At 53.7% G+C, this 12,044-nt stretch carries 15 protein-coding genes; 10 read left to right on the top strand and 5 right to left on the bottom strand.

The genetic code is table 11. The features are described from left to right. Nucleotides 1-10: 10 nt before the first annotated feature. From BDD14_RS27140 to BDD14_RS33395, 7 genes are all read left to right on the top strand, one after another. On the top strand, nt 11-1,558 hold the full coding sequence (locus tag BDD14_RS27140; RefSeq protein WP_130424044.1) for an alkaline phosphatase D family protein: 1,548 nt from the start codon (nt 11-13) through the stop codon (nt 1,556-1,558). A 539-nt stretch (nt 1,559-2,097) separates the two neighbouring features. Further along, nucleotides 2,098-2,751 carry a class I SAM-dependent methyltransferase gene (locus BDD14_RS34805; protein WP_130424043.1) on the top strand — a complete coding sequence of 218 codons (654 nt, stop codon included), beginning with the start codon at nt 2,098-2,100 and terminating at the stop codon, nt 2,749-2,751. 617 nt (nt 2,752-3,368) lie between these two features. Next, entirely contained in the window at nt 3,369-3,611 is a 243-nt protein-coding gene (locus tag BDD14_RS33405; protein ID WP_242618322.1) for a hypothetical protein, read from the top strand. Further along, on the top strand, nt 3,608-3,862 hold the full coding sequence (locus BDD14_RS27125) for a hypothetical protein (protein WP_130424039.1): 255 nt from the start codon (nt 3,608-3,610) through the stop codon (nt 3,860-3,862). The genes BDD14_RS33405 and BDD14_RS27125 overlap by 4 nt, the downstream gene beginning before the upstream one ends. Before the next feature lie 10 nt (nt 3,863-3,872). Beyond that, complete coding sequence (locus tag BDD14_RS27120) at nt 3,873-4,082, top strand: hypothetical protein (RefSeq protein ID WP_130424037.1); 210 nt, start codon at nt 3,873-3,875, stop codon at nt 4,080-4,082. After that, the gene (locus BDD14_RS33400; protein ID WP_242618321.1) at nt 4,082-4,405 is read left to right on the top strand and encodes an SOS response-associated peptidase; all 324 of its coding nucleotides are present in this window, start codon (nt 4,082-4,084) and stop codon (nt 4,403-4,405) included. The genes BDD14_RS27120 and BDD14_RS33400 overlap by 1 nt, the downstream gene beginning before the upstream one ends. Further along, a complete protein-coding gene (locus BDD14_RS33395; protein ID WP_242618342.1) occupies nt 4,336-4,692 on the top strand; it encodes an SOS response-associated peptidase in 357 nt (118 codons plus the stop codon). The genes BDD14_RS33400 and BDD14_RS33395 overlap by 70 nt, the downstream gene beginning before the upstream one ends. Here the strand turns inward: BDD14_RS33395 and BDD14_RS27110 are convergent. The 3 genes from BDD14_RS27110 to BDD14_RS27105 form a co-directional block, all read right to left on the bottom strand. Beyond that, a complete protein-coding gene (locus tag BDD14_RS27110) occupies nt 4,679-5,755 on the bottom strand; it encodes a 3-deoxy-7-phosphoheptulonate synthase (protein WP_130424035.1) in 1,077 nt (358 codons plus the stop codon). The genes BDD14_RS33395 and BDD14_RS27110 overlap by 14 nt on opposite strands. Nucleotides 5,756-6,425: 670 nt before the next feature. Next, nucleotides 6,426-6,551 (bottom strand): hypothetical protein, encoded by a 126-nt coding sequence (locus BDD14_RS33890; RefSeq protein ID WP_278045543.1) that lies wholly within the window; start codon nt 6,549-6,551, stop codon nt 6,426-6,428. Nucleotides 6,552-6,809: 258 nt separating this feature from the next. Further along, on the bottom strand, nt 6,810-7,811 hold the full coding sequence (locus BDD14_RS27105) for an alpha/beta fold hydrolase (protein ID WP_130424033.1): 1,002 nt from the start codon (nt 7,809-7,811) through the stop codon (nt 6,810-6,812). Between the two features lie 512 nt (nt 7,812-8,323). Between BDD14_RS27105 and BDD14_RS27100 the strand changes: the two genes are divergently transcribed. Together BDD14_RS27100 and BDD14_RS27095 are read left to right on the top strand one after the other, a co-directional pair. Further along, entirely contained in the window at nt 8,324-8,608 is a 285-nt protein-coding gene (locus tag BDD14_RS27100; RefSeq protein WP_130424031.1) for a hypothetical protein, read from the top strand. After that, complete coding sequence (locus BDD14_RS27095; protein ID WP_130424029.1) at nt 8,609-8,878, top strand: hypothetical protein; 270 nt, start codon at nt 8,609-8,611, stop codon at nt 8,876-8,878. Nucleotides 8,879-10,041: 1,163 nt separating this feature from the next. On the opposite strand, the gene BDD14_RS34800 is transcribed toward BDD14_RS27095, so the two are convergent. Together BDD14_RS34800 and BDD14_RS27085 are read right to left on the bottom strand one after the other, a co-directional pair. Beyond that, nucleotides 10,042-10,308 (bottom strand): GGDEF domain-containing protein, encoded by a 267-nt coding sequence (locus BDD14_RS34800; protein ID WP_165420330.1) that lies wholly within the window; start codon nt 10,306-10,308, stop codon nt 10,042-10,044. Continuing rightward, nucleotides 10,191-10,925, bottom strand: a complete 735-nt coding sequence (locus BDD14_RS27085) for a lipoprotein N-acyltransferase Lnb domain-containing protein (RefSeq protein ID WP_242618320.1) — start codon at nt 10,923-10,925, stop codon at nt 10,191-10,193. The genes BDD14_RS34800 and BDD14_RS27085 overlap by 118 nt, the downstream gene beginning before the upstream one ends. A 660-nt stretch (nt 10,926-11,585) precedes the next feature. On the opposite strand from BDD14_RS27085, the gene BDD14_RS27080 reads away from it, so the two are divergent. Then, nucleotides 11,586-11,768, top strand: coding sequence for a hypothetical protein (locus tag BDD14_RS27080; RefSeq protein WP_207231905.1), 183 nt, complete (start codon nt 11,586-11,588; stop codon nt 11,766-11,768). Nucleotides 11,769-12,044: the final 276 nt, after the last annotated feature.

The following is a 12,044-nucleotide window of genomic DNA, read 5'->3' as shown; positions in this document are numbered from 1 at the left end:
AGAATCCATTATGAACCGCAGAAGCTTTCTTCTCTCCGGCAGCATGGCTACCTCGGCCATACTGCTGGGCCGTGCATGGGCCAGCGCTCCAAGCTCCTGGAGCGCTTATCCGTTCTCACTCGGCGTCGCATCCGGAGAGCCTGACGAGAGCAGCGTCGTTCTTTGGACCCGGCTTGCGCCTTACCCCGCGGAATTTGCTTACGGCCTCACAACGGAGATTGTGCCTGTCACCTGGGAGATCGCTCACGACGAACAGATGCTGCAGATCGTGCAACACGGCACCGTCCAGGCCACGCCCGAGTTTGCCCACTCTGTCCATGTCGAAGTGCAGGGCCTGTCACCTGACCGCTGGTACTGGTATCGCTTTCACGCAGGCGATGCCACCAGCCCGGTCGCACGCACTCGCACGGCACCTCCACTCCACGCCACGCCGGAGAAGCTTCGCTTCACCTTCGTCTCCTGCCAGAAGTATGAGAACGGCTACTATACCGGCTTCGATTGCATGGCTCAGGAATCACCGGATCTGATCGTCCATCTGGGCGACTATATCTACGAGAAGGGCTTTCACGCGCCCGATGCACTGCACCTGCCGGATCGTCCCCACCCTAAAGACACCTGCGTTACGCTCGATCAATATCGCCTGCGCTACGCCCTCTACAAGACGGACCCGCAGCTCCAGAAGGCACACCACGTCGCTCCGTGGATCGTTACTCCCGACGATCATGAGGTCAGCAACAACTATGCCGGGGATGTGGATGAGTACAACACGCCGCGGGAGAAGTTTCTGGTGCAGCGCGCAGCCGCCTATAAGGCTTATTACGAGCACATGCCGCTGCGTCGATCCGCGATTCCGAACGGACCCTCGATGCAGCTGTATCGCACAATTCCTTATGGACAGCTCGCAAATTTTTATGTGCTCGACACTCGCCAGTACCGCTCCGACCAGCCCTGCGACGATCGGATCAAGCCCGTGTGCGAAGGTGCGCTCGCTCCTACGCAGACCATGATGGGTTCTCGACAGGAGCAATGGTTGTTTCAATCGTTCTCGCGGAGCACCGCGCAATGGAATGTCCTTGCGCAGCAGATCCTGATGGCCGAGGTCAACTGGAATCCGACAGGGCATCCCATCTTAGAGAGCATGGACAAGTGGGACGGCTATCATGCGGCACGTACGCGTCTTTATCGAAACATCATCGACCGGAAGCTTCGCAATCCCATCGTCATCTCCGGCGATATTCATCTCAACTTTGCGAATGACCTCAAGATGTCGAGCCTCGAAGAAAGCTCGCCCACCCTCGCCACCGAGTTTGCCGGGACCTCCATCACCTCCGGGGGAAATGGCACCGATGTATCGGATGAGGCGAAGAAGTGGCGTACGTTCAATCCTCACGTTCGCTTTTACAACGAGCAACGCGGCTACGTCACATGCGAGCTCACCAATAAGATGTGGCGCTCCGACTTCCGCGTCCTTGATTTCGTCGACCGCCATGGCGGTTCAATCTCGACGCGGGCCTCTTTCGTCGTCGAAGATGGTAAGGCCGGAGTACAGTCTATTTAGCGTAGGCAATCGACTGATATTTCCAGGTGACGAAGAATAAGTTTCTTTGCGCATTGCCGGCTACAGTCATTCCCCAAATAACGGGCAAACCGGAAGTAATCCTCAATTGTCGATAACAGTCAGTATGGAGTGACCGGCGCCGATGCGCTGACCGTGGGTTAGGCTGTGAGTTCAGAAGGACGCACAGCTCAGAGCCACAAGCGGAAGGGAGCCGGTCATGAAGGAAAAGCTACGATTTTTGGGTTTGGATGTCCATGCCGAAACGTATCTGAACAACATTATTGAAGCAGACCACGGTGGCCTCAAACGAATGATTCGGCCCACGCGAGGTTTCCATCGGTCCGCTCAGGCAAAATTAAGGTTCTTCTGATAGAAATCAGTTGTATCCGTTCCTTTAGATATTTCGGTCAAGTTAAGGAGATCGGTCGACATGCGTTACCATTGATATTGCAACATTGCGAGATGTTGCGGCGCCACGATTCACACGTTATCTCTAGTCACGTAGAGGTATCCCAGGATTTCTGCTGCAGATCCCACGGATGAAGTTGAGAGAGACACTGACCTTCTTGCGAGCGCTGAGTTCCGGTCCAGGCCTTGTGGGCGCGATTGCACCATCTGGTGCTGCTTTGGCCAAATTGATAACCAGCGAAATAGGACACGACTCCGGGCCCATTGTTGAATTTGGCCCAGGAACAGGTGTATTTACCCAAGCGCTCCTTGCTCAGGGTGTAAGAGAAGAAGATCTGACGCTAGTCGAGTACCGTTCCGATTTCGCAAAGCTCCTGCAAGAACGATTTCCCGACGCACGCGTCCTTCGAATGGACGCTGGAAGTCTCCATAAGCAGGATTTATTTCATAATGCACCAGTTGGGGCTATTGTCAGCGGGCTTCCTCTTCTCAATATGCCGTCCAGGAAAATCGTCCGCATTCTTAGCGGGGCATTTCGCTACATGCGCCCCTGTGGAGCGTTCTATCAGTTCACTTATGTTCCCCGTTGTCCAGTGCCGAGAACGTTTCTTGATCGACTCGGTCTCCGCGCGTCGTGTCTAGGTCGTGCGCTTGTCAACATTCCACCAGCAGCGGTCTATCGAATCACCAAACGCGAGCTGTCTAAATCTGGTCACACCTCATCTCCAATTCAGGAAACTGGATCCGTGGAAGAGCTGAGAGCGGGGCACAGGGTTCTTAGCTAGAACGTAATCGCCATGCGCTCATTGAGGTTCGTACAAGCCCAACACTTCCGCGTTGCTCCCGAGTCACAGGCCAACCGGAAGTTGGGCACAACATTCCGGCCCGGCGCAGTCAAGTGACGCGTACGCCCATCTCACCGATATTCACGCCGTGATGGACACCTGAGCTCGGTCCGCTGATAGCTGATTTGCCCTCACCAGTGGAATGGCAATCGGTGTTCCTGTGCAGGAAAACTCAGACTAATCATGCCGACTCCGGCAGAGGCCATGCGGCATAGTCCGGCATTCGACATTGTGGCTGAAGCCAAGGCGGTGGCTGAGGTCGAGTTTCTTGAGTGACCGGCGCCGACCACCTGAGGCATACCAAATTTGTGGCGCTACGTGACGACGAAGACCCGAAAAAAGTCATACTCGAGACCTGACCCGAAGGAATTGATTCTTCCACAACCATATTCGCTTTTTATTCTCCTATAGTATCTCCTATGGGCGGTGAGCGGGGATCGACGGCGAGGATGCGCATTGCAGGGCAAATATGCTGCAACTGCAAAGTCTTCCTTCCCGCTCCGCATACCGGCCGCGAAACCTACTGTGCCAAGTGTTCCCCGAAGCGGAAGGTCTATATGCATTTCATGTTGAGGGACAGTTGGCACTGTCAGTTCTTGGAGCAGGATCCAAAGACGTCTGCGGGCAAGCCACTGACGCTGGCAGCACCAGAGAAGATAATCGAACTCGCACGTCGCGGCGGCGCAGAGATGAAGTTGGAAGACTTACAGGCGATCGAATACGGGATTCAGATGGGCCGAGGAAGTGTGTGGCTGAACCTTACCGAGGATCAATACCGAAAGTTGAAGAAGATAAGATGAACGACGGGGCTATCGACAAAGAGGCATTCCTCTCGCTCTGGAAACTCGACGATCTTCCCGCCTGCGATGAAGGTATGGGGCTCGCGCGCCGTTTCCTGCTACGCGCCGGTGAAGCGGTCGATAAGCTCGACCAGACTGATGTGATTGCAACGCGCAATGCCCTGATACGCGCGCACAAGGAACTTACCGCTCATCGGTCGGAATGTCCGAAGTGCAACGAAGTTGACGCGCCTGTCCATCAACTGATGTGAGGAACTTAATATGGACGAACTGGAAACAGCAATCATTACGAAGACCGGACATGGCTTCGAAGTGACGGATAATTTTGGCGACATCATTGGCAACTTCAAGGACTGGAGCCAGGTCGCGGACATGTTCCGGAAGCGGGATTTTTCCGAGGAATACATCGCCAAGCGCCGAGCTGACCTTGACCGGAGCGCCACAACCAAGATCGACGAGACCAACGAGTAATGTGTGGCCGCTACGGAAGACGCTCTGACAAGCAGAAGATCGCTGAGGCCTTTCACGTGAAGACCAATCTCGATGATATCGACTTCATGCCTAATGACGACATCACGCCGGGAACCATGCAGCCTGTCGTCTTCTCAAACGACGAAGGAGAGCGCGACATCGAGCTGATGTATTGGGGCTTCAACTTTCCTAAACGACTCACTTTCAATACTCGCTCTGACTTTGGAAGAATTCCTTTGAGGCCCGGCGCTGCATTGTTCCGGCAGACAGCTTCTTCGAGTGGAAGCGTCTGCATAAGAAGAACAATCCGAAATATGAGATAACGGTTCCTGGCCGTCATCCGTTCGCACTGGCAGGTATCTGGAGCATGTGGAAGAACAAAGAGGGCGATTCCTTGCCCACCGTCTCAGTTATCACTTCAGAGCCCAACGAGAGGATGTCAGATGTTCATGACAGGCAGCCTGTCATTCTTGAGCCGAGGGACTATGCGGAATGGCTATCGACCTCTGATAGACCGCCCGTGCATTTGCTTCGCATACTGCCGGCCGATGAGATGAAAATCGAGCTGCTCGAAACGCATAATTTGCAGCTGCCGCTTAATAGCACGTAGGCACCCGATGAGTGCGCCGTTTTTGGACGGCTGTGGCGAGTTCACGGAGGAGTGTGTGTGTCTCAGACCAGTCGATGCAGGCGTCGGTGATGCTTTGTCCATAGGTAAGGGTCTTGCCGTTTACGAGAGTCTGGCATCCTGCAACGAGATTGCTTTCGATCATGGCACCCGTGATGCGACGTTCCCCACCCGCGATCTGCGCTGATACAGCGCGACATACTGCACCCTGCTTGCGATGGTCTTTTCCGCTGTTTGAGTGGCTGCAGTCGATCATGATGCGTGGTTTGACGCCCGTCTTTTCCATCTGCTCGGCGGTTGAAGCGACCGAGGCTGCGTCGTAGTTGGTCACCTGCCGGCCACCGCGCAGGATGACGTGGCAGTCTGGATTACCTGATGTGAGAAGGATGGCCGATTGCCCGGTCTCCGAAGTCCCCAGGAAGGTATGCGGATAGCTTGCCGAGAGAATGGCTTCAATCGCAATCTGTACGTTGCCGGAGGTGCCGTTCTTGAAGCCGACCGGACAGGAGAGTCCTGACGCAAGCTGGCGGTGGACCTGGCTCTCGGTCGTTCGCGCGCCGATGGCTCCCCAGCTTACAAGGTCGGAGACGTATTGCGGCGAGATCATGTCGAGATACTCGGTACCGCAGGGAACGCCCATCTCCGCCAGATCGAGAAGCAGGCGGCGTGCAATGCGCAAACCGTCACTGATGCGGAAAGATTCGTCGAAGTAAGGATCGTTGATCAATCCCTTCCAGCCAATCGTGGTACGCGGTTTCTCGAAATACACACGCATCACGATCAGAAGATCGCTGCAAAGCTCCGCAGCCGCCTCCCTCAGCAATCCCGCATATTCCCTGGCAGCAATCGGATCGTGGATGGAGCAGGGTCCGACAACGACGACCAGGCGGTCGTCTGACGCGTTGAGGATGTCGATGATCTGACGACGTGCTTCGAAGACAGTGCTCGAAGCGTTCTCTGTGACAGGCATCTCCTCCTCAAGGAAAATTGGAGGAAGAACGAGTTTGCTGGATTTGATCCTGAGGTTATTTGTGGGATAAAGCATAGCCGCTTGATCAGAATACTAGGTATGGCTCGCCCGCTCCATCGCTGGCGTAAACACCCTGCTTAGGGCGGGGTTAGGCCAGCGATGCGGTTTGGATTGGACGGTTGTACCACTAGCGAACCATAGGAGCAGGACCGCGTTACAAGGAAGGCGCCCGCCGAGGTCTTGGCCAGCATATTGCGTCAAACTGTTGTTTTGGCCAGCTTATGATGTTCCTGTCACGAAGCCTTCCTAAGAGGCGCTGGTGCTCGCGTGCGCAAGACCGGTCGCGGCCTCCGTGCAGCTCTAGTCCTCGAGCTTCGAGCTGCGGGCTTCGTTTCCTCCGGTCCTTCGGATGGCCCCTGGCCACCCCAACCAACCGTTGCACTTGGCTACCTCCTCTGGCGTGGGCCAGGGCCAAGGCGTGTCTGTGAGAGCAGCCACAGCCGAACCGTTTCAAAGCAAAGGATCCCCCCATGACCTACACCGCGACCTACTCCCCGAAGACAACAAGCTCCGCCTCTATTCCCTCTCCTGGCTCCCCAGGACGTTTACGGAGAAGCCAAGAAGCACGGCTGTATCAGGGCACCAAAACAGGAGCTATTTGGGGTCACTACACCAAACGTCACAAATCGTACGATTTTTACTTTTGGTGTGGTGACCCGAGAATGATTCCAGCGAGAAGCGTTTCTCAGGATCGCGATCGGAGGATCTTGAAGGCGCGGCCAATCTCATGCAACGACTCGCCCGACTTCCAACGGCGCCACATGTCGATCCGCTGCTCCGCGGAAAGCCTGTCCCGTTTTCCTTGTGCCATAAACACCACCTTTAGAAAATGAATTCATATCAGATGGTGTTGCATCGACCGGTTGAGACCGCCCCGTTTTACGTGCACTACAAAAAGTTAGTCCATACAAGCGCATTTATGAGGACTAATCTCCAATTCACCCGCCATCAATGAGGTGTTTTGCCTGTTCTCGTCAACTGACGAGCCAAAACGGTCGGATTTTCGAACACTGGCTGATCTTTCGGTACCGATCTTCTCGCTGCAGCTTCCTTCCGAATACGCATTCATTCATGAAAGCGTAGCCAGGAATTTGTACATTTCAATCAAGACCTGGGTTTCATTTGAAATGAAGATGTAGTGGTTGGCCTCTGCGATGCGGACGACATGCGCAGTTGGCTGGCCTCTTTCAAATACGTCAATCTGACGTGCTTGGTTTGCATCAGCCGCAGCCGCAGCCGCGATGTTCTTAGGTGTATCCGCATGAAAGTTAGGCCCTTTGTTTTGCGGGTAGCCCATGATCGCGAGAATCGGCAAGGGGATGGGTGTAGTGAAGCGCTGATAGTCTTTGAATACGGCGCTGCCCGCTTCAGGCGATGCATTGCGAGCGCCGACACTCCCATCCGGTCCCGGCAGGAAACTCTCATGTAATTCGGCTTCGGGTGGAGCTCCGCCAACTGCACCGGTCATCCTTTTCATCATGGCCGCAAAGCTGGCCTTGTCCGCTGCGCTCGGGGGGCCATATGGCGCCGGAAGCGGGTTCTCCATGCTGCTCACTTTGCGGTTTAGATTTTCTTCAAACTGAGGTAGCGCAGCCTTAACCTGATCCATAAGCGTCGTATCTTCGGGCTTGACTGCCAGGGCATCGATCTTCTGCCGCAGATCTGCGAGGCTTGATTCATAATCGCCGGCTGCGTCATAAAAGGCATACGTATAGGCAGCGTCGAGATAGATGAGCGCAGAAACTCGTTCGGGGTGACGCGTTCCAATGGAACTCAGTTCCTCGCCCGCAAGCGAGTGGCCAATCAGCACAGGCTTTTCGATCTTGAGTTGATCCATCACGGCCAGTATGTCGTCGGCAAGTCTCTCCGGAGCGTAACCAGCGGGGGCATGGGTCGACTTCCCGAATCCGCGCCGCGTGACGGCATAGACATGATGCCTGTCGGTGAACTTCGGAGCGAAGTGGTCCCAAATATGCGCGGTATTTCCGAGACCGGAGAGAAAGATAAGGGGACTCCCTGTACCTCCCCAGTCCAACACTTCGAGTTGAATACCTTCGGCTACAGTAATCATCTCGCCATGGTGAGATGAGGGATCATGCCAAGCATTTGAAGGAAGGGTCTGTGCTGAGCATATTTGGCGACCAAAGAAAATAGACACGAGCAGCAGCGATATCGCGCGTAGAAGGTTCACAGAGTCGCTTCCTCAAAATAGATCTAGGCCCGTAGTTCGCCTAAGCTTAGGATAATTCGTCTGGCCTAACAGGAGCAGTCAGGAACGCTCATCAAGCTTGCTTCTAGCAGCAGAACAAGTATCGGCGTTCCGAACAGTCCGCATCAAACGGGCTTGGCCACCGTTCTGCTGCTCTGACCGCTTTCAGTCGCTGAAGCACAAACTACTGTTGTTTTGTACGGCCCGAGGAAACCAATTCAGTCCTACATATACCTTTACCTTGCTGTTTTCCTGCAACACAGTGGGAAATAATTTCTCATGTGCCTCAGGATTTATTTTCCCAGCTTTGAGCAGCCATCTTTTAGAGCATAATAATGTCCTTTATCATGCGTGAAGATTAGAGGTGCGGGACTTTGAAGATCGCCGGCTACATCTTGTTCCTTTTTGCCTTCGGCTCCTACGCAAGGCTCATTCTGACGATTCGGCAGCTTGTGACAGAAAGCCGGCAGCTTCGAACTGAAACCCGCTTCAATTGGTTTTGGTGGATACCGGCCTTGAAAGTGCATCGCGTTGCTTATCCAACAAGCCCCGTTCGCCGCCGCATCGTCACGGGATTCTTGCTGACTTTTGTGCTCATGGCAGCAGGCCTGGCCTGCATCGGGGTGGAGGTCATGCGTACAGGAGGCGTTCGGCCATGATTGACCGCTCTGCACCTGAATACCTCACGAGCCTGGGTCGATGCACGCTCGATTTCTCCACAACTGACACGGCTGGAAGGAGTAGAGCCATTGAATAACGCATCGATGGAGATCGAAAGGGCAGGCACTTCCCTGCCCTCGCTCTTTCTCGCGCGCCCTGCTGCGAGGACACGGATGCGCGACTTCTTCCGCTCGCATATCCGCAATCCCAATACCCGCCGTGCCTACCGCGAAGCCGCGTTCCAAGTCCACGATCCTGGGACTCCGTGACGATGGAACGAAGCTCCCCGGAAGCTATATGGGGTCACGACCCCCTGTAGACGAATTGCAAGGTCTCACAAGGCCACTGAGCGCTGATGGGGCTGGGGATTGATGCGCTTTGATTTATGCCCGATTTGATCGCGTGTAAATCGCTGATTTGATTGACAATAAATTCAGGGGTTTATTTGATTTCCGCGTCGGATACAGGCGAAATCAAAGTTGGCTTTTCTTATTCTCGCGTGCGCAATCCAGAAGATCTACCTAACCCAATCAGCATGTGACCATACATCTATTGCACTATAGCGAATCTCGGAGAATGCGTAGACGATCACCACATGCCAACCGAATACGTACATGTATGTGACTGCGGCCGTAGGTGGGCGATACGCAGAATCAAGACGACCATGCGAGACAATGACTCCATTGAGTGCACCTGCGGGAAAGAGATCGTCTCCTGGAACGGCGGTGATTACTTCCGAGCAGGGGAGCTCCTCGAAGGAAATGCTCCTTCGTTAGGGGCCCTTAGAACGGAATATCGTCATCGGTGATGTACTGGCTGGACTCAAGTGCTACCTACCCATCGCACTGCTGTAGTACCGCGCACCGAAGTTATCCAATCCTGATTCTGTGTCTCGTTCTTTGCCGGTAAACGGGATGGACAAACGAAGAACTCAGTCCTACGTGAACGCCGACACGAGTCTTTTGATTTCGCCATGTGGCAGGAACCTTTCTCAATGCCACGAAGGCGAGAAGTTTTTAGTTTGCACCGAATCTTCGGCTCAATGGTCGCTACATCAGAACTCGCCGCACCCGCTAAATCGACGTTGACACCTAGCCTGCTTCCGGTTCTGTCGACGAAACCAATGACGCAAAGTTTCTTGTTAGCCCCGCGTAAGACCGCGTAACCAGATTCACCGTAGATTTCTTTGGCTTTGATTCTTGCTTCGCTAAGTTTCATTCGTGTATTTGTCCTGGAGGTGATCCGCGACATGATCAGCCGCAAAAAATGAAAAGGGCCGCACGGTTATTTGCGGCCCTGAGTACATCAATCGGTATATTGGGGTTAGAGGTTTGTGTTTTGCTACTCTCATCGACGCCAGTAGAAAGAGTCAGGTTCGGCTCTTTGACCGGTGCGATCAGCGTAGTTGTGGGAAAGAGCAGAGCCGGCGGTTTCACCGTGGCATGTTCGAAAGGGCAGAGAGGCCCCTCCACACCCGGACGCGGTTGCGCCCATCGGATTTGGCAGAATAGAGGGCTTGATCTGCCTGCTCCAGCAATTCTCGGGGATCAGCAGGATCGTCGGGCATGTATACCGTAAGACCTACGCTGAGAGTGACCCGTATCCCTTGTTCTCCCACCTCAGCCGCTGGGATCCCCACTTCGTCTCGAATCCGATCAGCCAGTTTCGAGGCTTCATCCAGACTTGTTTCGGGCAGCAAAATTGCGAACTCATCCCCGCCGTAGCGGCCAGGTAAGTCAGGAAAAACTTCCGAGCAATATCCGCGGGGGCGCTTGTGCGGTACATATAGACTTCCTCATTCTTGCGATAGTTGGTCCGTAGCCGAATAACATCGCGTTCGTCAGCCGCAATAAAGATCAATTCATATTGCCTGAAGAAACCGAGTATCGCCGAATAGGCCTGCCCCGGCCGGTAGCGAGCTTCAATTGAAAACGCAAGATGTTGGTTATTGCCAAAATCAAAGCTCACAATTGGGTGACCGATCCAACGCACTCCCCAATTGATGAAGAAAAAATCCGTACCCCGAAGCTCCGAAAGGCTGAATGTACGGTCAGTCCAGCAATTCGTGTATTCAACTTCGGAGCGGTAGTCGCAGTTACGAAGGTTATGTATCGTAACCTTGTCTCCGTCAATCTCGGCCCACGCTCTTCGGGCTACGTCCTGTCGCCAATTTGCATCATCTACCGGCTTCAGGCTTAGCCACCATACCAGGACCACGCAAGGACAGATGAGCGAATAGAAACCCCTTCGTCGCCTAGTCGTGACTAGGAGCAAGATCTCTACAACAAGATAGATAACAACGAACACAATGCGCATTGATGCAATTCGAGAATCGACGTAAATAGCGGCAACAGCCCAAAGATTAAGCAACAGAAGTCCGAACCACATAATCCCAACGGCGAGCGCTTTACAAGCTCTTAAGAGAAACTTCGATCTCTTAGCGGGTGCAGGTGGAAGCTCGAGTGTCTTGCTATCGATCATCTAAGCATCTCTCGTTTTTTACCTTTGCATCTGCGACTCAGTAACTAGGTCTTATCGACACTCAAAGATTTCATTTGTATCGCAACCTCCTATCGGATGCTCTTTGAGGTACAAGGGTACATGAGCGTCTAGGTTGAGGTGTCTCAAGTGCCAGAAATCACACTATTCTGCAAGATACCGACAACTACTCGACGATTAGGCCTACGTGGGGACGAGAGTACCCATTGCGCTTTACCTCTTCTGATTGGGGAAAAATGGCCATATACACTCATTGGTCAAATTGAGCATCAAACTAAAACGCTTTCGCGAGGAAACTATATGAAGATGAGAGGTTCTATATTTTCCTCGTTGCTCGTCGTCCCCCCTTTCTGACACCCTGGGTTAGGGCACAAGTCCTTAAGTTCCTGTCTGAAACGTACCGAAAAATCTCTGTCTAAGGGCCCGAAGGCAGCAGTGAGCGCGTTTTCCAACACGACGTAAATTGGAAAGGCAATCATGAAAAGTCGAGGCGCGCGAGCATGGCTCACACTTTGCGTCATAGCAGCCGCTAGCAGTGTGCATTCCCAGGAACTCTTCAAGCACGAGAAGGTGCATCCAAAACTCGGACTTGTTCTTGAGGGCGGCGGCGCGTTGGGCCTCGCCCACATTGGAGTCATAACGTGGATGGAGGAGCACTGAGGATCTATGCTCGGAGAACGCATTTCATAAAAGCTACGAATATGCAGAGCGTAAAGAACTATGAAGGCGGCAAAGAGTGCAACCGGGACTAAAGCGAGGCCTTTCCGCCGGCAGCAAACAATGATGCCGATTAGCACGGCCACTCCTGTGCCCACATACCATCGATAAACCCAGAAGGATCTCAGAAAGCTGTAGACCATCATCGTGAGCCGGTTGATATTCAGTGGGAAGGCGATAACCGGAGCTGACCCCATACAGCTCCCTAAACCTCTTCAT

The organism is Edaphobacter modestus, from assembly GCF_004217555.1.
Taxonomy (GTDB): Bacteria; Acidobacteriota; Terriglobia; order Terriglobales; family Acidobacteriaceae; genus Edaphobacter; species Edaphobacter modestus.
This window is presented reverse-complemented; position numbering and strand designations above follow the sequence as displayed.